This is a genomic window from Bradyrhizobium erythrophlei, from assembly GCF_900129505.1.
Classification (GTDB): Bacteria; Pseudomonadota; Alphaproteobacteria; order Rhizobiales; family Xanthobacteraceae; genus Bradyrhizobium; species Bradyrhizobium erythrophlei_D.
The window spans coordinates 8,965,250-8,987,876 of sequence record NZ_LT670818.1; the positions used below are offsets into that span (position 1 = coordinate 8,965,250).

The 22,627-nt window shown below is 63.9% G+C and carries 17 protein-coding genes; 12 read left to right on the top strand and 5 right to left on the bottom strand.

From position 1 onward, the window contains the following. Window positions 1–139: 139 nt before the first annotated feature. The gene (locus B5525_RS42460) at window positions 140–1,318 is read left to right on the top strand and encodes an efflux RND transporter periplasmic adaptor subunit (protein WP_079572423.1); all 1,179 of its coding nucleotides are present in this window, start codon (window positions 140–142) and stop codon (window positions 1,316–1,318) included. Beyond that, complete coding sequence (locus tag B5525_RS42465; protein WP_079572425.1) at window positions 1,315–4,437, top strand: efflux RND transporter permease subunit; 3,123 nt, start codon at window positions 1,315–1,317, stop codon at window positions 4,435–4,437. The genes B5525_RS42460 and B5525_RS42465 overlap by 4 nt, the downstream gene beginning before the upstream one ends. A gap of 315 nt (window positions 4,438–4,752) precedes the next feature. Here B5525_RS42465 and B5525_RS42470 read toward each other — a convergent pair whose 3' ends face one another. Continuing rightward, the gene (locus tag B5525_RS42470; RefSeq protein ID WP_154073759.1) at window positions 4,753–5,094 is read right to left on the bottom strand and encodes a hypothetical protein; all 342 of its coding nucleotides are present in this window, start codon (window positions 5,092–5,094) and stop codon (window positions 4,753–4,755) included. A 478-nt stretch (window positions 5,095–5,572) separates the two neighbouring features. Here B5525_RS42470 and B5525_RS42475 point away from each other — a divergent pair, with 478 nt between their 5' ends. From B5525_RS42475 to B5525_RS42500, 6 genes are all read left to right on the top strand, one after another. Next, entirely contained in the window at window positions 5,573–6,010 is a 438-nt protein-coding gene (locus tag B5525_RS42475; RefSeq protein ID WP_079572429.1) for a cupin domain-containing protein, read from the top strand. 48 nt (window positions 6,011–6,058) lie between these two features. Continuing rightward, window positions 6,059–6,706, top strand: coding sequence for an aldehyde dehydrogenase iron-sulfur subunit PaoA (paoA, locus tag B5525_RS42480; protein WP_079572431.1), 648 nt, complete (start codon window positions 6,059–6,061; stop codon window positions 6,704–6,706). Further along, window positions 6,703–7,683 carry an FAD binding domain-containing protein gene (locus B5525_RS42485; protein WP_079572433.1) on the top strand — a complete coding sequence of 327 codons (981 nt, stop codon included), beginning with the start codon at window positions 6,703–6,705 and terminating at the stop codon, window positions 7,681–7,683. Before paoA ends, B5525_RS42485 begins: the two co-directional genes overlap by 4 nt. 28 nt (window positions 7,684–7,711) lie before the next feature. Then, window positions 7,712–9,910: a xanthine dehydrogenase family protein molybdopterin-binding subunit gene (locus B5525_RS42490; RefSeq protein ID WP_079572435.1), complete on the top strand. Its 2,199-nt coding sequence runs from the start codon at window positions 7,712–7,714 to the stop codon at window positions 9,908–9,910. A gap of 203 nt (window positions 9,911–10,113) precedes the next feature. Further along, on the top strand, window positions 10,114–10,563 hold the full coding sequence (locus tag B5525_RS42495) for a DUF2231 domain-containing protein (protein WP_079572437.1): 450 nt from the start codon (window positions 10,114–10,116) through the stop codon (window positions 10,561–10,563). A gap of 32 nt (window positions 10,564–10,595) precedes the next feature. Beyond that, complete coding sequence (locus tag B5525_RS42500) at window positions 10,596–11,918, top strand: PQQ-dependent sugar dehydrogenase (RefSeq protein WP_079574498.1); 1,323 nt, start codon at window positions 10,596–10,598, stop codon at window positions 11,916–11,918. 46 nt (window positions 11,919–11,964) lie between these two features. Here B5525_RS42500 and B5525_RS42505 read toward each other — a convergent pair whose 3' ends face one another. After that, window positions 11,965–12,939 (bottom strand): GlxA family transcriptional regulator, encoded by a 975-nt coding sequence (locus B5525_RS42505; protein ID WP_079574500.1) that lies wholly within the window; start codon window positions 12,937–12,939, stop codon window positions 11,965–11,967. Window positions 12,940–13,103: 164 nt separating this feature from the next. Here B5525_RS42505 and B5525_RS42510 point away from each other — a divergent pair, with 164 nt between their 5' ends. From B5525_RS42510 to B5525_RS42520, 3 genes are all read left to right on the top strand, one after another. Beyond that, entirely contained in the window at window positions 13,104–13,745 is a 642-nt protein-coding gene (locus B5525_RS42510) for a glutathione S-transferase family protein (RefSeq protein ID WP_079572439.1), read from the top strand. 65 nt (window positions 13,746–13,810) lie between these two features. Next, window positions 13,811–14,788, top strand: a complete 978-nt coding sequence (gene speB, locus B5525_RS42515; RefSeq protein ID WP_079572441.1) for an agmatinase — start codon at window positions 13,811–13,813, stop codon at window positions 14,786–14,788. A gap of 54 nt (window positions 14,789–14,842) precedes the next feature. After that, a complete protein-coding gene (locus B5525_RS42520; RefSeq protein WP_079572443.1) occupies window positions 14,843–16,276 on the top strand; it encodes a catalase in 1,434 nt (477 codons plus the stop codon). 42 nt (window positions 16,277–16,318) lie between these two features. Here the strand turns inward: B5525_RS42520 and B5525_RS42525 are convergent, their stop codons facing one another. The 3 genes from B5525_RS42525 to B5525_RS45180 form a co-directional block, all read right to left on the bottom strand. Next, window positions 16,319–18,394 (bottom strand): HlyD family type I secretion periplasmic adaptor subunit, encoded by a 2,076-nt coding sequence (locus B5525_RS42525; RefSeq protein ID WP_079572445.1) that lies wholly within the window; start codon window positions 18,392–18,394, stop codon window positions 16,319–16,321. Further along, window positions 18,391–20,148, bottom strand: a complete 1,758-nt coding sequence (locus tag B5525_RS42530; RefSeq protein WP_079574502.1) for a type I secretion system permease/ATPase — start codon at window positions 20,146–20,148, stop codon at window positions 18,391–18,393. Before B5525_RS42530 ends, B5525_RS42525 begins: the two co-directional genes overlap by 4 nt. 427 nt (window positions 20,149–20,575) lie before the next feature. Further along, a complete protein-coding gene (locus tag B5525_RS45180) occupies window positions 20,576–20,794 on the bottom strand; it encodes a hypothetical protein (RefSeq protein ID WP_154073760.1) in 219 nt (72 codons plus the stop codon). Between the two features lie 92 nt (window positions 20,795–20,886). Here B5525_RS45180 and B5525_RS42535 point away from each other — a divergent pair, with 92 nt between their 5' ends. Then, complete coding sequence (locus B5525_RS42535; protein WP_079572447.1) at window positions 20,887–22,281, top strand: hypothetical protein; 1,395 nt, start codon at window positions 20,887–20,889, stop codon at window positions 22,279–22,281. Window positions 22,282–22,627: the final 346 nt, after the last annotated feature.

The window sequence follows — 22,627 nt, forward strand, 5'->3', positions numbered from 1 at the left end:
CCGCGGTCCCGGTACCGGCGCCAAGCGTGCCACCCATCGTCGTGCCCAGTTCGCCGGTACCCGTGGTGCCCAGCGTTTCACCTGTGGCGGGAAGTACCATTCCCTGAAGCAACTGTCTGGTTTGTGAGAGAAAGCCGTCATGAAAAAGAAAATCGTTGTCCCTGCCGGCCTGCTGGCTGCGGCGCTCGTGGCCGGCGGTCTGTACTTCACACATGTCCACGCGTTGCAGAAGGTCGACGCCGAGCCCGCTCCGCCAACGGCGCCGATCGTCGCTGGGACGGTCGCCCAGCATGAGGTGCCGATCTATCTTACCGGTGTCGGCACGGTGATTGCGTACAATACAGACGTCGTACGTGCCCAGATCCAGGGGCAAATCATCAGCATCAACTTCACCGAAGGCCAGACCGTACATGCCGGGGATTTGCTCGCGCAGATCGATCCGCGGCCCTATCAGGCCCTGGTTGATCAGTATACCGGGAACCTGGAGCGCGATCAGGCCCAGCTCAAGAATGCCCAGGCCAATCTCGCTCGCTACACCAATTTGGGGGATAAGGGCTACGCCACCCCACAACTGGTCGAGACCCAGCAGGCACAAGTGGGGGAGCTGCAGGCGGCCATCAAGACCGATAACGCGCTGATCGACGCCGCAAAGGTGCAGCTCAGCTACACGCGCCTGACGTCACCCATCGATGGCGTGGTTGGTATTCGTCAGATCGACGTCGGCAACATCATCAGCCCGTCAAATACCAACGGCCTCGTCGTCGTCACGCAGCTCCATCCGATTTCGCTGATATTCACGCTGCCGGAGACGAGTCTGCCGCTAATCCAGCAGCAGCAGGAGAAAACCAAGAAGCCGTTCACGGTCTTCGCCTACAACCAGGATAACACGATGCTGCTGGATCAAGGCCAGCTCGGCCTCGTCAACAACGAGATCCTGCAGACCACCGGCTCGATCCAGCTCAAGGCGAACTTTGACAACAAGGCGAACAAGCTCTGGCCGGGAGAGCTCGTCAACGCGCGGCTGCTGGTCGATACGCGGCATAATGGTCTGACCGTTCCCGCTGGGGTCGTGCAGCAAGGTGCGAAAGGACCCTACGCCTACGTCGTCAATCCCGACAACACCGTGGCAATCCGCCCCATCAAGGTCGCGCAAATCAGCGACGGCCAGGCGTTGATCGATTCCGGCCTTTCGGCCAACGAACAGGTGGTGGTTGACGGACAATACAAGCTGCAGCCGGGCACGCATGTCACGTTCCTGCACGGCCAGGCGGCACAGGAAGCAGCCGCGCAGCAAGCATTACAGGCGCCGATCCCATGAATATTTCCGCACCGTTTATCCAACGGCCGATCGCGACCGCGCTGATAATGGTAGGGTTGTTGGTCGGAGGCCTGGTCGCCTATCCGCTGATGCCGGTGGCGTCGTTGCCCAACGTCAACTATCCGACGGTTACGGTCACGGCCCAGTTGCCGGGTGCGGACCCGCAGACCATGGGATCGACGGTGGCATCGCCACTGGAGCTGCAGTTCGGCGAGATCCCGGGCCTCACTCAGATGACGTCGGCGAGCGCGGTCGGCTACACCCAGATCACCCTGCAGTTCGACTTGAGCCGCAACATCGATGGGGCGGTCAGCGACACGTTGTCGGCTATCCAGACCGCGTCCGCGTATCTGCCCAAGGGCATCCCGTATCCACCCATGATCCGCAAGGTCAATCCGGCCGACACGCCGATCCTGGTGCTCGGCGTCAGTTCGGACACCCTGCCGATAACGGTCGTCGATGCCTATGCGCAGAATATCTTGTTGCAAAAGATCTCGCAGATATCCGGGGTCGGCCTCGTCGGTGTCGGAGGGCAGCAGCAGCCGGCCGTCCGGGTACAGGTCGATCCGCAAGCGCTGGCAGCTCGCGGCATCAACCTGGAGGATGTCCGTACGGTGCTGGGCCAGGCCAATGTCGACCTTCCGAAAGGTCAGCTCAACAGCCCGCGCCAGACCTTCACGCTCAATACCAACGATCAGTTGTTCGAGCCCGACAAATACGCCGACCTGGTCATCGCCTATCGCAACGGATCGCCGGTCCGCATCCGCGATGTCGGCCGTGCCATCAGCGCGGGCCAGAACGAACTGATCGCCGGCTGGGAAAACAACAAGCACGCCGTCACTCTGGCGATCCAGCGCCAGCCCGGCGCCAACGTCATCGAAACGGTGCAGCGAATCAAGGACATGATGCCGGTGCTGCAGGCGTCGATCCCGGCTGCCGTCAAGATAGACACCATTTCCGATCGCACCCAGACCATCCGCGCATCGGTTGCCGACGTGCAGTTCACGCTCATGCTGACTGTAGCGCTCGTCGTCATGGTGATCTTCATATTCCTGCGCAGTTTCTGGGCGACCGTTATCCCGGCCATCACCGTGCCGCTGTCGCTGGTCGGCACCTTCGCGGTGCTCTACGAAATGGGCTATACTCTGGACAACCTCTCGCTGATGGCCTTGTCGATCGCGGTCGGATTCGTGGTCGACGACGCCGTCGTCGAGATAGAGAACATCCAGCGACACATCGAGGAGGGCCTCTCGCCGTACGACGCGGCGATGAAGGGATCCGGCGAGATCGGCTTCACTGTCGTGGCGATTACGTTTTCCCTCATCGCCGTATTCATTCCGCTATTCCTGATGAGCGGCTATGTCGGACTGCTGTTCCGCGAGTTCGCGATCACGGTGAGCGTGGCCCTCCTTCTCTCGCTGGTAATCTCGCGGACGCTCACGCCGATGATGTGCGCCTACCTGCTCAAGCCCGAGAGCAACGAGCACGGCTGGCTCTACCGGATGTCCGAGCGCGGCTTCGATGGCCTGCTTAACGCTTATGAGGCAGGCCTCAAGATCGTGCTGCGGCACCGCTTCATCACGCTCATGGTGATGTTCGGCACCATCGCGCTGACCGGGTATCTCTACGTCATCATTCCCAAGGGCTTCTTTCCCCAGCAGGATACCGGCCTGATCATCGGCCAGTCGGAGGCGGCGCAGGATATTTCCTTCCAGGCCATGACCGAGCGCGAGCAGGCCCTGCTCGATGCCATCGTGCGCGATCCGGCCGTAGCTTCCGTGGCTGCGGCGACCGGCGCCGGCGGTGGCCTCTACACGATCAACGATGGCCGTGTATTCATTCAGCTCAAGCCGAAAGCGCAGCGCGGTCCAATCGACCAGGTGATGGCGCGGCTGCGGACCGAACTTGGCAAGATCCAGGGCATTACGCTCTACATGCAGGCGGCTCAGGACATTACGATCGGCGCGCGGCTGAACAAGACCCAGTTTCAGTACACCATGAACGACCCGGACCCGGGTGAACTCAACCACTGGACGGACCTGTTCGTCGAGAAGTTCAAGGCGCTTCACAGCGTCACTGATGTCGCCACCGATCAGCTCAATGCCGGGCCGCTGCTCGACATCACGATCAAGCGCGACGTCGCGTCGAGCTACGGCATCCTGCCCTATACGATCGACAACACGCTCGACGACGCGTTCGGCCAGCGTATCGTGTCCACGATCTACACCACCCTGCAGCAATACCATGTCGTTCTGGAGGTCGACCCCAAATTCCAGTATGGGCCGGAAGCGCTCAACGGCATCTATGTCAAATCGTCGAGCGGACAGCAGGTGCCGATATCCACGCTGGTCGATTCGGCCGTGAAGGTTGCGCCGCTTGTGGTCAACCACACAGGACAGTTCCCGTCGGTGACAATCTCGTTCAACCTCGCGCCGGGCGCCGCGATCGGCCAGGCGGTAAGCGATATTCAAGCGGCCGAAAAAGCGCTTCACCCGCCGCTCTCGCTCCAGACCAGCTTCCAGGGCAACGCGCAGGCCTTTGGCGCATCGCTGAAGAGCACGCCGATCCTCATACTCGCGGCGTTGTTCGTTATCTACCTGATCCTCGGCGTGCTCTATGAGAGCCTGATCCACCCGATCACGATTATCTCCACGCTCCCCTCGGCCGGCGTCGGCGCGCTGCTGCTGCTGATGGCGGTGCACATCGATCTCAGCGTGATCGCGATCGTCGGCCTCATACTGCTGATCGGCATCGTCAAGAAGAACGGCATCATGCTGGTGGATTTCGCCATGCAAGCCGAACAGAGCGAAGGCCTTACGACGGAAGAATCGATCTATCAGGCCTGCATCAAGCGCTTCCGGCCGATCCTGATGACGACGATGGCGGCGCTGCTCGGCGCCGTGCCGATGATGGTGGGTACGGGGGTTGGCTCGGAGCTTCGCCAGCCGCTCGGTTACGCCATCGTCGGCGGCCTCGCGGTGTCGCAGATCCTCACCCTCTACACGACGCCGGTCGTCTACATCTATCTCGACAAGCTGCAGAACCGGCTGTTCGGACACAAGAAGCAAGCGGAACAGCAAGCGGCTCCCAGCGGCGCACAGCCGGCACCCGCCGAATGATCAAGGGTCAGCGGTGTCCAATTCGCTCGCATGCAGAGGACACGCGACCGTCGTGGCGGCCACTCAGTGCCGCCGCCTCGCCCAACATGGCCGAACAGGCGTCTTCGACATAAAACGTCGCATCTACACTGCTCGTGCGCGGCGCACTTTGGATGCCCTGTTGCAATTTTGCACCCTCAAGAAGCCGAAGCTCAAGGCAACGCGGTTTCGGTTCATCTGGCACTCGCTCACGCTCGGCTTGCGTCGCGCCAGGCGCCTCAATTTCGGATGATTGAACGCGAATTTAGTAGAGACGGCGAACAACGATCCTCATCTTCAGTCCATCGCGACGTCGGCGTTTGCCATGTTGGGACACGCCAGCGTCCGACTACATTCCTGCGGCGGAAAGTCCCGCCCATCCCAAAGGAGAATATCATGAGAGGACGAGTAATGATGATTCTGGCAAGTGCCGTGCTTGCCGGCAGCCTTCTTGCCACGGGTGCACAAGCCCGCGGAGGCGGAGGTGGCGGAGGCCATGGAGGCGGCTTTGGCGGAGGTCACATGGGTGGCTTTGGCGGAGGTCACATGGGTGGCTTCGGCGGAGGTCATATGGGCGGCTTCGGCGGAGGTCACATGGCGGGCATGCGCGGAGATCACTTTGGCTATCGGGGACGTCATTTCGCTCGCGGCGGCTTGTACGGCGACGGCCTTGGTTGCCCGTATTACACACCATATACCTGGCCGTACAACTGCACCTACTGATCGGTGAGCGGATCCAAAAGCTGCTGGCTCGCGCCCTTCGTTAAACGAGCTCACATTTGAAGCGGCGAGCGGCGCGGCACAGGACAAGCTCTAGCTAGCTCGACCAGCTGCAGACCCGGCTGTTCGGGGACAAGAAGATGCCGGCGGCTGCCTCTGGTGAGGCAGCGCCGGCGCCCGCCGAACGACGATGCTGGTCGCTCGCCGCTTATCCGTTGTTGCCGGTGGCGTCATTCTCCATCTCGACCGTTTCCGTGTCCGGGTTTCTTGCGCCCCTCACGGCGCCGTCGAAACTCCGAGCGCCGTGCCCGCGGAGTGAGCGCGCGCTTCGGCTCAAATCGAAGTGAAGTCCTTAAACCTCATTTTAATGGTTCTGACTTCGCAGCGAACCTAGATCATGGCCATCGATTTCAAACGCAACTGCGACGCCATGAGCACCCCTGCCGCCATCCGCATCGTCAGCCCCGATCAATTCGACCGTGGCACCGCGCAAACCTCCGGCTCCGAACGCCGCGCGGCGATCGCGCCGTCGCTGGGCATCGCCTCTGCCATCTGGGGCGGCATGTTCGAGGTGGAACCGGGAGCGCGGACCGGCGTTCATCATCACGGCCAGCAGGACACGATCGCTTACGTCCTCTCCGGAATCTGCGACATCCGCTGGGGCGCAAGCGGAGAATTCAGCGCGCGCGCGAAGGCCGGCGATTTCATTCATGTGCCTGCCTTCCTGCCGCACATGGAGATCAACCCTTCGGAACACGAGCCGTTTCTATGGATCGTCGTGCGGAGCACGGCAACGCCGATCGTCGTCAATTTTCCGGACGACGTCTGGCCCTGAGCCTCGCGGAAGCCAGCTTGCACCGGACTTTGCGAACACGGAGTAGTCATGGACGATAACGATTCCATCCACATCGAAATCACGCGGCGCACGGTCATCGAGACCGGAACCACCGCGCTGTTGCTGACCGCGCTGCCGCAGGCCGCGCTGGCAGCCGGGCCGTCGGACGACGCCGGGCCCCCGCCGCCCGCGACGGTGGAACTCAGGATCAACGGAAGTTCGCACACGCTGACGCTCGACCCGCGCACCACGCTGCTGGATGCGCTGCGCGAACATCTGGCGCTGACTGGCTCGAAGAAAGGCTGCGATCACGGCCAGTGCGGCGCCTGCACGGTGCTGATCGACGGACGCCGCATCAATTCCTGCCTGACGCTCGCGGTGATGCATGACGGGCAGGCCATCACGACGATCGAGGGCCTTGCCGAGAGCGACAGGCTGCATCCGATGCAGGCGGCCTTTGTCGAGCATGACGGCTTTCAATGCGGCTACTGCACTTCGGGCCAGATCTGCTCGGCCGTGGGCATGCTGGCCGAGAGCCGAAACGGCATGCCGAGCTATGTGACCGACGATCTGACCCAGCAGCCGCAGCTCAGCGATGCCGAGATCCGCGAGCGGATGAGCGGCAACATCTGCCGCTGCGCGGCCTATCCGAACATCGTGGCGGCCATCAAGCAGGCCGCGGAGACCCCGACATGAAGGCTTTTACCTATCAACGCGCCGACTCCACCGCGCAGGCAGCCGCTTCAGCGTCCAAGCCCGGCACCAGGATCATCGCCGGCGGCACCAATCTGCTCGACCTGATGAAGCTCCAGGTCGAGACGCCGTCGCAGCTCGTCGACATCAACCGGCTGCCGCTCGACACAATCGAGGAGACTTCCGACGGCGGCCTGCGTGTCGGCGCGCTGGTTCGCAACAGCGATCTCGCGGCCGACTCCCGCGTGCGCCAGCGCTACGGCGTATTGAGCCGCGCCTTGCTGGCGGGCGCCAGCGCCCAGTTGCGCAACAAGGCCACCACCGGCGGCAATCTGCTGCAGCGGACGCGCTGCTATTATTTCTATGACATCACCAAGCCATGCAACAAGCGCAATCCCGGCTCCGGCTGTGCCGCGCTCGCCGGCTTCAACCGCATCCATGCCATCCAGGGCGCCAGCAACGAGTGCATCGCGACGCATCCGTCCGACATGGCGGTGGCCATGCGGGCACTCGACGCCAGGGTGGAGACAACCAATCGCGCCGGCGAAGCCAGGACCATTCCAATCGCCGAGTTTCACCGGCTCCCCGGCAAGACGCCGGAGATCGAGACCACGCTCAGGCCGGGCGAAATCATCACCGCGGTGACATTGCCGCCGCCGCCGCCGGGCGTACAGGTCTATCGCAAGGTGCGCGACCGCGCCTCTTATGCGTTCGCGCTGGTTTCCGTCGCGGCCATCGTGGACTCCGCCCGCGGACGAATTCGTTCGGCACGGCTTGCCTTCGGCGGCCTCGCGCACAAGCCGTGGCGCGTCGGCCAGGCCGAGGAACGACTGGCCGACGCCTCGGCAAATTCAGCGAGCTTCAACGCTTCAGCCAATGCGGTGCTCGACGGCGCGCGCGGGTACGGCGGCAACGATTTCAAGATTCCGCTGACGCGGCGAACCCTGCACAGCGTGCTGGCAGAGACCACCCGGACTTGAGGGAAACAGTCTTTTAAGGGACGTAAACATGGAAATGAACTCACCCGTCGGCCCCAATGCGCTGGATGCGCAAGGCGTCGTCGGCAAGCCACTCAATCGCGTCGACGGTCGGTTGAAGGTCACCGGCGGCGCGCGCTACGCCTATGAAATGCAGCAGGATGCGCTGTACGGCTTCATGGTCGAGGCCTCGATCGGCAAGGGAACGATCCGGTCGATCGATACCAGCGCCGCGGAGAAGGCGCCGGGCGTCGCGCTGGTCCTCACCCACCGCAACGCGCCGGAGCAAGGCAGCGGCAATCACCGCGAGGCCCACCCGGCGCTGACGGGACCGGAAGTGACGCGTTACGGCCAGCCGGTCGCCTTCGTGGTCGCCGAGAGCTTTGAGCAGGCCCGCGCGGCGGCTTACCTCGTGAACGTAAAATACGACCGGGAAAGCGGCAAATATGCGCTCGGCAGCAACCTCGATTCCGCGCGCCCTCCCCATCAGAAAGATGGCGCACCGGCGGATAGCAAGGTGGGCGATTTCGCCGGCGCCTTCGCCGCCGCGCCGGTGCAGATCGACGTGAACTACACCACGCCCCTGCAAAGTCACGCCATGATGGAACCGCATGCAACGCTGGCGATGTGGGATGGCGATAAACTGATCCTGCACACCGCCAACCAAATGCTCAGCCAGGGCCAGCAGGCCGTCGCCACCACCTTGAAGATTCCGCCGGAGAATGTGCGGCTGATCAGCCCGTTCATCGGTGGCGGCTTCGGCGGCAAGCTCTGGGTCAACGCCGACGCCATTCTGGCGGCGATCGCCGCGCGGCAACTCAAGCGGCCGGTGAAGACCGCGCTGACCCGGCAGCAGATCTTTCACGTCACCACGCATCGCTCCGACACCATCCAGCGCATTCGCCTTGCCACGGATCGCGACGGCAAGATCCTCGCCATCGGCCACGATGTATTCTCGGGCAACCTCCCGAGCGAGCAAACCTACGAGGCGGCCGCGCTGCAGACCCGCACGCTTTATGCCGGACCAAACCGGCTGACGCGGCATCGGCTGGCGCCGCTGGATATCCCGGTCGCCTCTTCGATGCGCGCGCCCGGCGAGGCCGTCGGGCTGCTGGCGCTCGAATGCGCGATGGACGAGCTCGCCGAGAAGCTCAGCCTCGATCCAATCGAGTTGCGGGTGCGGAACGAGCCAAGCGAGGATCCGGAAAAGAACATCCCCTATTCCAGCCGGCATCTGATCGCCTGCATGCAGGAGGGTGCAAAGCGGTTTGGGTGGGACAAGCGCAATGCCAGACCGGGCCAGGTGCACGACGGACGCTGGCTGGTCGGTATGGGCATGGCCGCGGCAACCCGCGGCAATCCGCTGCGGCTTTCCAAGGCCAATGTCCGGCTCAACCCCGACGGCACCGCCATGGTGCGGATGGCGATGACCGATATCGGCACCGGCACCTACACCATCCTGGCGCAGATCGCGGCCGAGATGCTCGGCCTGCCGGTGGAGCAAGTGCGGGTTGAACTCGGCGACACCGATTTTCCGGAAGCCGCCGGTTCGGGCGGATCGTTCGGTGCCGGTAGTTCCGGCTCGGCGCTGTTCGAGGCCTGCCAGGCCTTGCGCGAAAAGTTGGCGCAGCTCGCCCACATGGATCCGCAAACCGCGCGGTTCAACAACGGCAGCATCGAATCCGGCGAGCACTCGATACGGCTCGCCGAGCTTGTCGGTTCCGGCGTCGAGGCCGATGGCGAAATCCGGCCCGGGCGCAACAACAAGGACTTCTCGCAGCAGTCCTATGGCGCGCACTTCGCCGAAGTCGGTGTCGACGCGGATACCGGCGAGGTGCGGCTGCGCCGCATGCTCGGCGTCTTCACCGCCGGCCGTGTCCTCAACGCCAAGACGGCGCGCTCGCAGGCGATCGGCGGCATGGTGTTCGGCGTGGGCGCCGCGCTGCACGAGGCAATGACGCTCGATCCGCGCTTCGGTTACTTCGTCAATCACGACCTCGCCGAATACCACGTGCCGGTGCACGCCGATATTCCCGCCATCGATGCCGTATTCCTGGCCGAGCTCGACGACCAGTCCAACCCGCTCAAGAGCAAGGGCATCGGCGAACTCGGCATCTGCGGCGCCGGGGCGGCGATTGCGAACGCGGTCTACAACGCCTGCGGCGTGCGGATCCGGGATTATCCGATCACGCTCGACAAGGTGATCGCCAAAATGCCGGTGCAGGCATGAGGTCTGACACATATCGATCGCGCACAGTATGGGCGGCAACTGATCACGCAGACGATGCGGTTCATCGCGCGGCGTGGTCGATCTGGAAAATACGGGCTCGAATTGAGAAGACCCGGGTTTGCAGTCGACGCACTATCATCTCAGCCGCGCAACGGTGCGCATAGCAAGACACCCTCACCACCAGAGTAAGGAGCAACACTGTCATGCGCGAAGGCAATCCGAGATCGACGGACACGGTGGATGGAAGAGCGCTTCTCCCCATCGTCGCGCCGTTTCCGTTCGCCTGCTTCGCGGGCGCCCTTGTCACCGATCTGGTGTATTGGTGGACCTCCGCGGTGATGTGGGAGACATTCTCCATCTGGCTGATTTTTGCGGGCATGATCATGGCGGGCGTTGCGACCGTGGCCGCCGTGATCGACTTTGCGCGCAACAGGCGGATCCGGACGTCGATGCCGGCCTGGCTTTACGCGATTGGCGGCGCGATCGCTTTTGTCCTCGCTTTGATCAACGCCTTCGTTCACAGCCGCGACGGTTATACCGCGGTCGTGCCGACCGGCCTGACGCTTTCCGCGCTGGTCGTCCTCATCCTCCTCCTCACGAGCTGGATGGCGGGGCCCTCGGGACGTCGAAACAGCGAAGGAGCCTCCGCGTGACCCACGCCTTGCAGATCTCATCTTTTGCCAATCTGCCGCGCGCGGCGTTGCTGTTTGCCTTCATCTCCGGCCTGGGACTTGCCGGCTGCGACGATCGCGGCGGTGACCCGGCCAGGCAAATCGGTGCCAATCCGCCATTGCCCGCGCCGCAGCAATATCTGGTACCGCCGATGCGAATCGCCAAGGTGGTCGCGTGGGGCAACGAAACTCCGACGGTGCCGCAGGGATTGCAGGTTCATGCGATGGCCGCCGGGTTCGAGCATCCGCGGTCGCTTTATGTGCTTCCCAATGGCGACGTCCTGGTGGTCGAGAGCAACGGCCCGAAAGCGCCGATCCACCGCCCCAAGGATCTCGTCACCGGCTGGGTGCAATGGCTGGCCGGCGCAGAGGGCAAGGGCGCCAACCGCATCACGCTGCTGCGCGACACCAACGGGGATGGCGTTCCGGAGCTACGCACCACGTTCCTGGACCACCTCAACTCGCCCTTTGGCGTTGCCCTGGTCGGCGGCAATCTCTACGTGGCGAACACCGACGCCATCATCCGCTATCCCTATCAGGAAGGGCAGACCAGCATCACGGACCCGGGTACCAAGCTCACCGACCTTCCCGGTGGCCCCATCGATCATCACTGGACAAAGAGTCTGCTGGCGAGCCGGGATGGCTCCAAGCTCTATGTCGGTGTCGGCTCCAACAGCAACATCGCTGAAAACGGCATCGGCGCCGAGTATGAGCGCGCCGCGATCTGGGAAGTCGACCGGACGTCAGGCGCGCATCGCATCTTCGCCAGCGGGATACGCAATCCCACCGGCCTGCAATGGGAACCGCAGACCGGCAAACTCTGGGCGATCGCCAACGAACGCGATGAACTCGGGCCCGATCTCGTTCCGGATTACCTGACCTCGGTGAAGGACGGTGGTTTCTACGGCTGGCCCTACAGCTATTACGGCCAGCACCTCGACCCTCGGGTCAGACCGCAGCGGCCTGATCTGGTGGCGACGGCGATTCCACCGGACTATGCCTTGAGCTCCCACGTGGCCCCGCTCGGTGTCGCCATGTACACGGGCACCGGCCTTCCCGAGAACTACCGCAGCGGTGCCTTTGTCAGCGAGCACGGCAGCTGGGATCGAAGTCCCCTCAACGGCTACAAGGTGGTGTTCGTGCCGTTCAGCGGCGGACAGCCCAGCGGCAAGGCCCAGGATGTCGTCACCGGCTTCCTCGACGCGAACAACGAAGCGCGCGGACGGCCGGTTGGGGTTGCCGTCGACAGGACCGGCGCATTACTGATCGCCGACGATCTCGGGAATAGAGTGTGGCGGGTGTCGTCGGCTAATCCGCAGTCCGCGTCCAGCAATTGAGATCGACGGACGAAGCGAACGCTATCGCGCCCGTAACTCGGGCTGTTCAGCTCCGGAAGCGGGCGCGATAATCGTGAGGACCTGTGCCAATGCGTCTCAGGAAGGTGCGGCGCATGGTGTCGGCATTGCCGAAGCCGCATCTGGACGCCACGCGCTGCAGCGGAACATCGGTATCCTCCAGCAGGCGGCGTGCGGCATCGAGACGCGCGGCTTCGACATAGTCCGTCGGCGTCACGCCGGTCTCGCCTAGAAAAACCCGGGTGAGATTTCTCACGCTCATCGCCGCGCGCTTGGCGAGCGCGGCGATCGATAGATTGGCGCCGAGATTATCGAGGATCCAATGCTGCAGGCTCTGAATGCGGGTCTCCGACGCGATTTGCGCGGCCAGATGCGCGCTGAATTGCGACTGCCCGCCGGGGCGCTTGAGAAACACCACCAACCGCCGGGCCACGGTCAACGCCAGTTCTCGTCCGTGATCATCCTCGACCAACCTCAAGGCGAGGTCGATCCCCGCCGTGACGCCGGCGGAGGTGTAGAGCGGACCGTCCTTCACATAGATCTGGTCGGGTTCGACCCTCGCCGCCGGATAACGGGCGGCGAGTTCGGCGGCGTGCTGCCAATGCGTCGTCACGTTGCGCCCGTCCAGCAAGCCGGCCGCGCCGAGGAAGAACGCCCCGGTGCAGACCGAACCATATCTCGGCACCTCGGCCGCGCGCTGCCTCAGCCATTGCTGAAAGTCCGCGTAGGACTCCGCGTGCGAAAAATCCGGCGAGCCGGCCACCAGCAACGTGTCGTAGGGGCCATCGGAATCGTAGATCGACTTGTCGACAAGCAGCGACACGCCGCCGGTTCGAACGACACTCCCTTTTTCGATCGCGACCAGACAGGTGTCATAGACTGCGGTTCCGCCGGATTGCCGCGTGGCCTCGACGAAGACATCGAGCGGACCAAACACATCCAGCGACTGTGCATTGGGTGGCACCGCGATCGCTATTCGCTTCGATTGCGTATCTGCTTTCATCATTCTCCTCGACACGCGCCGGGCGATGGCGCGGGATTGAATCAAGACAGCGGATGGCCGGAATTCGCGGCGCTTTGGCCAGATCCGTCGGGCCACGGCGATGGCGAGGAAAATAGCACCAAACTATTATTTGCCCATCGAAATCACGACGAAGGATATCGGTGATGTACACGCTGTATTATTATCCCGCCAACGCCAACGCCGCGCCGCATATGCTGCTGCAGGAAATCGGCGCGGAATACCAACTGGCTTTGGTCGACCGCAAGGTCAACGGACAGAAGTCGAAAGCGTACCGGCAAATAAATCCGAACGGGCGTATTCCCGCCCTCCAAGACGGCAAGCTCGTCCTGTTCGAGTCCGCAGCGATCGTGCTGCATCTGGTCGACCATCATCCGGAATCAGGACTGGCGCCGCCCGCCGGCACCGTAGAGCGTGCCAAATTCTATCAATGGCTGATCTTCCTGACCAATTCGCTGCAGGAGGAGCTGATGATCTTTCAGTACCCCGATCGCCTCACCGGCGACAACGCCAAGGCCATGGCCAGCGTGATGCACGGCGCCGAAAAGCGCGCGAGCAATTTCCTCGACGTCATCGACGATCACCTCCGGGACAATGGACCCTATTTCCTGGGCGATCAGGTCAGCGCCGTCGATCTCTATCTCGTCATGCTGGCGCGGTGGGCGCAACCGATGACCAAGCCGCCGCGGGCTCGCCCGCATGTCGCGAAGCTGCTCGACCTCGTCGCATCGCGGCCGGCAGTACAGCGGGCCTATGCGGCCGAGGGCATCACCGCGCCGATCTGCTGAACGACAGCGCCGTCGCTCGACAGCCCCCAGTCGACGGTCTTTTCCAACCGAACAGGAGTTTCGCCATGCTCAATCGACCCAGCCGCAATACGCCGAACCGAATGGACCTGCCCTTCGTCGGCCTCACCACATTCGCGCGCCAGCCGTCCTGCCCGGACTGGAACGCGCTCGACGGCGCCGATGTTGCGGTCCTCGGCGTCCCCATCGACACCGCCTCGAGTTACCGCGTCGGAACCAGGTTCGGGCCGCGCGCGATCCGCGAAGCCTCGATGTTCCACGGCTTTGGCCCCGAGGGCGTGTTCGATTTCGAGGACGAAGTGACCTATCTGACCGCGGACGAAGTCTCAATCGTCGACGCCGGCGATTCCGACGTCATCTATGCCGACACGAAGCGCAGCCTTGCCAATGCCGAGCAGGCCGTGCGCGCGCTGCTCGACGCCCGCGCAATGCCCTACATTCTCGGCGGCGATCATGCGATCACCATGGCCACCGTTGCCGCCTATTCGAACGAGAAGCCGTTCCACATCGTCCATCTCGATGCCCATTTCGACTTCATCGACGAACGCAACGGCATTACCTGGGGCCACGGCAGTCCGATGCGCCGGGCTTCGGAAATGTCGCATGTCAAGGGCATCACGACGCTCGGGGCCCGCAACATGGCGGCGGTCAGCCGCAGGGATTGGGAGGCGGCGCGCGCCTACGGCACGATTGTTTCGCCACTCCGCAAGGTGCGGGACGAGGGTGCTGAAGCATCGCTTCGGCACATCGGCGAAATGGAGCGCGTCTACGTATCGATCGATATCGATGCGTTCGATCCGTCGATCGCGCCGGGCACGGCGACCATCAGCCATGGCGGCTTCAGCTACTACGAGGCTCGCGACATCCTGAAGCTGATCGCCCGGCGGTTCGATGTCGTCGGCGTGGATTTCGTCGAGGTTTCACCGCCGTACGATCCCGCGGGGATCACCTCCCTGCTCGCCGCGCGGATCAGCCTCGATTTCATCGGCGCCATTTTCCACCAGCGCGCCAGGCGGCGCGCCTAACCCCAGCGCCGCGCTCTCGCGCGGCTACCACCCCCAACCGAAGGATCAAGCACCATGAACAAGTTCACAACCGAATTCGGCGCGCCCGTCGTCGACGACAACAACGTCATCACCGCGGGGCGGCGCGGGCCGATGCTGCTGCAGGATGTCTGGTTCCTGGAAAAGCTGGCGCATTTCGATCGCGAGGTCATTCCGGAGCGAAGGATGCACGCCAAGGGCGCCGGCGCATTCGGCACCTTTACCGTCACGCACGATATCACGCGCTTTACCAAGGCGAAGATCTTCGCGAGGGTCGGCAAGGAGACCGAGATGTTCACCCGCTTCTCGACAGTGGCGGGCGAACGCGGCGCGGCCGATGCCGAGCGCGATATTCGCGGCTTTGCGATGAAATTCTACACCGAGGAAGGCAATTGGGACCTGGTCGGCAACAACACGCCGGTGTTCTTCATCCGCGATCCCCTGAAATTCCCCGACCTCAACCACGCAATCAAGCGCGACCCGCGAACCGGCATGCGCAGCCCCGACAACAATTGGGACTATTGGACGCTTTTGCCCGAAGCCCTGCATCAGGTCACGATCATCATGAGCGATCGCGGGATTCCGCGAAGCTTCCGCCACATGCATGGGTTCGGTAGCCATACCTACAGCTTCCTGAACGCGAAAAACGAGCGCTTCTGGGTCAAATTCACCTTCAAGACCCAGCAGGGCATCGAGAACCTGACCGACGCCCAGGCGCAGTCGACGATCGGACGCGACCGCGAGAGCAATCAGCGCGACCTCTACGAGAGCATCGAGAGCGGCGCATTTCCGCGCTGGACGTTATTCATCCAGGTCATGCCGGAAGCGGAAGCCGCCACCTACCGCCTCAATCCGTTCGACCTGACCAAGGTCTGGCCGCACCGGGATTACCCGCTGATCGAGGTCGGCGTCATGGAGCTGAACCGCAATCCGGAGAACTTCTTCGCCGATGTCGAGCAGGCTGCGTTCAGCCCCGCCAATATCGTGCCGGGCATCGGTTTTTCGCCCGACAAGATGCTGCAGGGACGCCTGTTCTCCTACGGCGACACCCAGCGCTATCGGCTCGGCGTCAACTTCTCCCAGATCCCGGTGAATGCCCCAAAATGCCCGTTCCACAGCTATCACCGCGACGGCCAGATGCGGGTCGACGGCAATGGCGGCGGCCGCACCTCCTACGAGCCGAACAGTCGGGGCGAATGGATTGCCCAACCGGATTTCGCCGAACCGCCGCTGGCGATCGAAGGCGCGGCGGATCGCTGGAATCACAGCGAGGATACCGATTACTTCTCGCAGCCCGGCGAGCTCTTCCGGCTGATGACGCCGGCGCAGCAGAAGGTCCTGTTCGAGAACACCGCGCGCGCCATCAAGGGCGCCTCCCCCGAAGTCGTGGCGCGGCATATCGGCAACTGCAGCAAGGCCGATCCCGCCTATGGCGCCGGCGTGGCCGAGGCGATCACCCGTCTCGGGTGATCTGCTCCCGCATGGATTCGTCGGGCGAGGATCGCTGCGATCTCACCGCTCGACGAAGGCGCGCTGGAGCTGATCGGTGATCGGCTTCAGGAGGTAACTCATCATGGTCCGGCTCCCGGTCTGCATGAAGACTTCGGCAGGCATGCCCGAGACCAGTTGCTGACCTACGAGGCGCCGGCGTTCCTCCTCAGGGAGCGTCACTCTTACCGTGAAATACGGCGCATTGGTCTGCTGATCCCGGGTGGTATCGGCCGAGACATAGGACACCTGACCGTTGAGCTGCGGCGTCACCCGCTGATTGAAGGCCGAGAAGCGGATGAATGCCTTCTGGCCCATCCGCACCTGGTCGATATCATTGGGCTGCAGCCGCGCCTCGATCTGCAGATCGTCGAGGTCCGGCACCACTTCCATGATGGTGTCGCCGGCGCGGATCACGCCGCCGATGGTGTGCGCCGAAAGCTGGTGGATCACGCCCGAATTCGGCGCCCGGATTTCGATCCGTTCGAGCTGGTCGCGCGCCGCGACGCCGCGCTCGACCAGCTCGGCTTCCTTGGCCTGGTTCTCGCCGAGCTCCTTGACGACATCGGTGCGAAAGTCCTGATCGAGCCGAACGATCTGAAGCTGCGCCTCGCCGATCTTGGATTTCGTTTCGGCGATCGCCGACGTCAATTGCCCGCGCTCGCCTTCGATCCGCGCGCTCTCGCGCTGCAGGGTGGTGAGCCGGGTCAGCGGCACGAGCCGCTTGTCGTAGAGGTCCTGGACGCCCGTGAGTTCGCCCGCGATCAGTTCCAGTTGCTTGGATTTTGAATCGACCTGGGCATCGAGCCCCGCAATCTCCTCGCCGAGCTGCGCAACGCGGCTTTGCAGAAGATCGGTCTGGCTGCGGCGCGCATTGGCCCGCGCCTTGAAGAGCTGTTGCTCCGACGCCAGCAGCGTCCTGACGGTGGCTTCCGCCGATCGCGCCGAAAGTTCAGGCGGCACTTCGAGCTGTGCTGCGCCCTCGCGCTCGGCCTCCAGCCGGGCGATCCGGGCGCGCGCTTCATCGAGCTGCTTGCTCACCATCTGCAGGCTGGCCTGCGCCTGGGTGGCGTCGAGCCGCAGCAGCAGATCGCCCGCGCCAACCCGCTGGCCGTTGTGAACCGGAATTTCCGCCACGACGCCGCCGGTCGGATGCTGGATCGCCTTGACGTTCGATTGAACCACGAGATTGCCGGGAACCACGACGGCGCCCGCCATCGGCATCAGCACGGCGAGGCCCCCGGCCACAAGGCCGACGCTCAGCAGCACCCGAAGTCCGGCCCGCAATTCGCCCTCGAACGCGCGTCCGGTCCGCAGCGCCAGGCTCTCGCCCCGCGCATTGTCGTTATCGGCGACGCCATCGCGATTGACGAGAAAAGCGACGCCCGTGGTGAGGCCGACGCGGCAGCTCTCGATCAACTGTCCAACGGCCGTTGCGGGCTTGGCGCTCACTTGCGGAGGCGAAAGCGTCAATCGAGGGCTCTCGATATGCATCGACCGATGCTTGTCGCCCGCTGACCGATGCTTGTCGCCCGCTCCCGGAAGTTCCGGCCCGGGCCGCATCACATTGATCAGGGACGGGTCGTCGGGCGCAAGGATCGGGCGATCCCGGTCGGGCGGCGGATCGATCGGCAACTCGCGCGCAGGTTCGCTCTTTCGCCACGCCGGAGCGGCAGCCTCCTTGCGTCCATGCTCGCTTCTGCGCGCAACCGGAGTGACGGCCGGCTCATGCACATGCTCGTTTCGGCGCCTGGTCGGTGCGGCAGCTGGCTCGGGCGGGGGTTCGATTCTCCGCGCCGCCGGAGCGGCGGCCGAAAGTCCCAGTTGCTCCAGGCAGACATCGAGCGCTCGTCCCATCTTGCCCTTGTGCTTCCGCTGGCGCGTTCGCTGCCGCGGAGCCGGACGCAAACTCTCGCGCGCGGGACGGCGGGCTTTCGCCTCATGCGGCGCATCCGGTTGTTCCTGCTCGAAGGCCTGGCGAAGGCGCTGCAATTCGAGAATCAGGGCCGCGCCTTGCGGGCCGACAGCGTCATCCTGGGATTCCCCGACCCAGCGGGACGCGCGCCTGAGATCGTGCGGTGGGCTGTCTCCCCGTCTCATGGCTCGACGCTTTCGGCAATCGGCGCACGGCGCGCCGTTTTCATATCGGCCGCCGCTGCCGCGGGCGGTCTCGCCGGCGGGGGCTGTCGCGCCGGCGCAGGCTCTCTTGCCGTGGCGGCTTGCCCAGTCGCGTTGCGAACGCGCGCAAATATCTCCCCGCAGGGACCGAATGCGATCGCCTTGCCGTCATAGAGCACCAGCGCCATGTTCAGTGCGGCCAGCGCACTGGGACGATGCGATATGACAATGACGATGCAGCCCTGCAGGCGCAGGATCTGAATGGCGCGGGTCAGGGCGTTCTCGCCGTCGGCATCGAGATTGGCGTTGGGCTCGTCGAGCACGATCAGGAACGGATCGCCGAACACCGCCCGCGCCAGGCCAACGCGCTGCCGCTGCCCGGCCGACAGCGACATGCCGCCCTCGCCGATCCGGGTCGAATAGCCGTCCGGCAAACGCAGGATGATGTCGTGCACGCCGGCGATCTGCGCGGCTTTCAGGATCGCGTCGGAGCTTGCATTCTCGTCGAAGCGGCAGATGTTTTCGGCGACCGTGCCGTCGAACAGCGCCACGTCCTGCGGCAGGTAGCCGACATAGCGGCCGAGATCCTCGTTGCACCATTGATCGAGCGCGGCGCCGTCGAGCCGCACCACGCCGTTCTGCGACGGCCAGATTCCGACCAGCGCCTTGGACAGCGTGGTCTTGCCCGAGGCGCTGGCGCCGAGCAGCGCCAGTCCCATGCCGGCCTTGAGCGAAAACGAGATGTTCGAGACGATCGGCTTGGTCGCGCCCGGTGCCGTGACCGCGAGTTCCTGCACCGACAGCTCGCGGCAGGGGCGCGGCAGCACCACCGGCGGCGCCGGAGGTGCCGCGGTGGCCTTGCAGATGTCGCGCAGGCGCGTGATGCCCTGGCGCGCGGCGACGAGCTGCTTCCAGGTGCCAAGCGCGATTTCGACCGGCGCCAGCGCGCGGCCCATCATGATCGACGAGGCGATCATGATGCCGCCCGAGGCCCTGTCGGCGACGACGAGATAGGCGCCGAGGCCGAGCATGCCGGATTGCAGCACGTAGCGCAGCACCTTCGCCCCCGAGCCGAGATTGGCATAGACGTCGGTGGCGCGGATATTTTCCCGCAAATAGCGCTCGTTGGCCTGCGACCAGCGCGCGGTGAAGCGGTCGGTCATGCCGAGCGCGCGAATAACTTCGGCGTTGCGCTGGGTCGCGTCCGCCAGCACCTGGCGCTGGGCGCTGGAATCCATCGCCGCTTTCGCCGCGCCGCGCGACATCCGCTCGGTCAGCAATGTCATGGCGATGATCGCCGCGGTGCCCAGCAGCGCCGTCATGCCGATCGCCGGATGAAACAGGAACAATGCGACGAGGAAGATCGGGATCCAGGGCATGTCGAGGAACGCGGTCGGCCCCATGCTCGACATGAAGCTGCGCACCTGGTCCAGATCGCGCAACGGCTGCTGCATCAGCATCGGCTTCGCCCCGCGAAGCGGCAGCGTGGCGAGTGCGGTGTGGATCGACTGCTGCAGGCCGGCGTCGAACAGCGTGCCGACCCGGCACAGCATGCGCGTGCGCAGCGCGTCGAAATATCCCTGCACCAGATAGGCGAACAGCACCATCAGCGAAAGCCCGAGCAGGGTCGCGGTGTTGCGGCTTGGAATCACCCGGTCATAGACCTGCAGCATGTAGAGCGAGCCCGACAGCATCAGGATGTTGATGACGCCGCTGAATACGGCGATGCCGACCATGCGCCGCGCACTCTCGCGCAGTCCCACCGCCACGGGATCGTCGGACTGAAGCGTCGACCTGAGGCTGGAAATCGCGCGCGACGGAAACGTCGCCTCTGCGTGACCGTGAGCGATACTCATGCACTGCGCCCTCTCGGCTGCCATCGCAATTGCCGCGATCAAATCTCCTTGACGGCTGATACCGACCATTTTTCGGCAAGAATGCGACGACGGCGAAGAGTTCTGGACGGAGTCTGGACGGAGTTCGGAGTAAAACCACGGCGTGTGGTGTCATATTTTTCTGGACGCGTGTCATAATTTTCCGGACGATGGCGTCGTACCGGCCGCGCAAGATTTGCGGCCCGCCAGATTTTCAGAGCAAATACCGGACAACGCTTTCAGATTTTCCGCTCGCGGCCGGGTTGTTCTCGCCTCAAACGCATCAGCGTCACGGATTCGTCCGCCTATCACCTTGCTTCTCCCGCGCATTGGCCCCGGTGTCGGCTGAAAGCCGCCACGAAGCTAAATAATTCTTCATCTCTCGCATCACGTCGCCGCGGAAGTGATCACACGCGTCGGCCGTCAAGCAGTTTTGACGAGACAACAGGGGACGAACATGGCTCGCATCGCAAACGATTTTCATCACCATCACGCTGGTAACGGTCACCAAATGGATCCGGGCCCGCCCGCGCCGCCCGTCACAGATCCCGTTCCCCCCACCCCCCTGCCGCCGCCGCACCGGCTTTCTCTGACCTCGGCTTGACATTCAACGACGCCACGCGCGCGCTGGAAGGCGGACTGTGGCAAAATACGGTCTCGGAAGGCGGTCAGGGGCTCGGCAGCATCGGGCGATACACCACCGATCTCACCAACGTGCAAACCGGCCTGCAGGCGGAAGTAGCCGCGGGGCAATTCACCGGTGATACACTCACCCATGTCAACGCGATCCTGGCCGATATTACGACCTCGCTATCGGCGGCCACCGCCTCGTTGGATGGCGGCGGGACTTTCGGCAGCGTCGCCGCCGCGGAAACGGCGTTGCACAACAGCCATCTCGATATCCTCAATATCGTCAACAACGACGCCAATCTCGCCACGTTGGCGACACAAAACGGCGCGGCCGGATTTCTCGCAGCGCCCACAGCATTTGCCGCAGGCACCACGGCCGCGAACGCCCCTCACGCCACTTTCGCCGACATCGGCGCCATCTTCAACGATCTCGCCAACATCTCCATTGGCGGCATCAACGCCTCCAATACGGCGCAGGCGACGGCCGACACTAACGCGGCCATCACCGACCTGCAGAGTTTGATGGCGGCCAACCCGACGCTGTTCGGCGGTCTCACCGGCATCCATGCGGATACCATCGTGCGGCAACTTGAACTCGAGAAAACCTTCATCAACCAGGCCGGGGTAAGCCAGGATGCGGGACGGGCCAGCAACGACAATCTGCTCGACATCATCGACATCGTGCAGGGCGACAACAACCTGTTGAACATGGCAAACCAGAACGGCGTTCACGGCTTTACGCCCTTTGGCGACGCGCTGAACCCGACACCGAAATATATCGACAATTCGGACCAGACGAATTTCTGGGCCAACTTCATCGCCCAGTCCAACACGCTGGGACAGCAGGCGGAGAACCTGGTCGGCGGCCACGATGCAGCTGCGATCACCGCGCTGATCGGCAACATTCAGACCTTCGAAAAGACGGTGACCAATTTCGACGCTGCCCAGGGCGGCATCTTCGAAGCCCGCTTCGACAACGAACTGCTGGGCCAGACCAGCACGCTGGGCGCCGAGGTGAGCGCGATCATCAAGGGACTGCAAACCGGCAATGCGGCGCTGGTCACCGCCGCCGCGGAAGAGATGCACGCCAACGCCGCCGACGTCGGCGGCAACAACACTCCCGCGACCGGCGGCACCTACAATGCCGACGGCGCGACGGTGGCCGACGTGCTGTCGACAGCGGTGGCGGCTCCCGCGGTGGCCGCGGCCACGCCGGTGACCCCGGCACCGGCACCGGCGGCACCCGCTCCGGCACCGGCGGCACCCGTCGTGGCCGCGGCGCCGTCAGCGGCCACGCCCCCGGTCATCGATCCGCATCATTCGATTGCGGAGATGGCGCAGCATTTCCACCACATGTGGGGATAACGGCGGATCGACGTGACCTCCAGCCACCCGTCGCGTCGACGGGTCGCTGGAGGTCGGGCGATCGGGCGGTCCGGCTCTTGCCAGCTCTTGCGGTTTGAACCGTCAACACGACGCGGCCGGGCAGCCGCAAAACAAAGGGAAATGTTCATTCGTCGGGTTCGGCGAATCCTGATTTTGGGGGACGTGTCATTTGTGTACCGGTAACGATGGCTTCTTGCGGCGTATTGCACGGGCCAAGACGGAAGATCGTGCGATCGGGCGCGATGCGCCGGCGCGTGGCAGATTCGAAGTTAGCGTAAAGTCCAGGCGCCACCCTGATGGTGCCCGCTGCGGGCTCCCCGACCAC

Coding starts and splice junctions, on each gene's coding strand:
- B5525_RS42460 (WP_079572423.1), top strand. CDS start 140: ATGAAAAAGAAAATCGTTGTCCCTGCCGGCCTGCTGGCTGCGGCGCTC.
- B5525_RS42465 (WP_079572425.1), top strand. CDS start 1,315: ATGAATATTTCCGCACCGTTTATCCAACGGCCGATCGCGACCGCGCTG.
- B5525_RS42470 (WP_154073759.1), bottom strand. CDS start 5,094: ATGACGTCCCCGATAGCCAAAGTGATCTCCGCGCATGCCCGCCATGTG.
- B5525_RS42475 (WP_079572429.1), top strand. CDS start 5,573: ATGGCCATCGATTTCAAACGCAACTGCGACGCCATGAGCACCCCTGCC.
- paoA (WP_079572431.1), top strand. CDS start 6,059: ATGGACGATAACGATTCCATCCACATCGAAATCACGCGGCGCACGGTC.
- B5525_RS42485 (WP_079572433.1), top strand. CDS start 6,703: ATGAAGGCTTTTACCTATCAACGCGCCGACTCCACCGCGCAGGCAGCC.
- B5525_RS42490 (WP_079572435.1), top strand. CDS start 7,712: ATGGAAATGAACTCACCCGTCGGCCCCAATGCGCTGGATGCGCAAGGC.
- B5525_RS42495 (WP_079572437.1), top strand. CDS start 10,114: ATGCGCGAAGGCAATCCGAGATCGACGGACACGGTGGATGGAAGAGCG.
- B5525_RS42505 (WP_079574500.1), bottom strand. CDS start 12,939: ATGAAAGCAGATACGCAATCGAAGCGAATAGCGATCGCGGTGCCACCC.
- B5525_RS42510 (WP_079572439.1), top strand. CDS start 13,104: ATGTACACGCTGTATTATTATCCCGCCAACGCCAACGCCGCGCCGCAT.
- speB (WP_079572441.1), top strand. CDS start 13,811: ATGCTCAATCGACCCAGCCGCAATACGCCGAACCGAATGGACCTGCCC.
- B5525_RS42520 (WP_079572443.1), top strand. CDS start 14,843: ATGAACAAGTTCACAACCGAATTCGGCGCGCCCGTCGTCGACGACAAC.
- B5525_RS42525 (WP_079572445.1), bottom strand. CDS start 18,394: ATGAGACGGGGAGACAGCCCACCGCACGATCTCAGGCGCGCGTCCCGC.
- B5525_RS42530 (WP_079574502.1), bottom strand. CDS start 20,148: ATGGTCGGCATCGCCGTATTCAGCGGCGTCATCAACATCCTGATGCTG.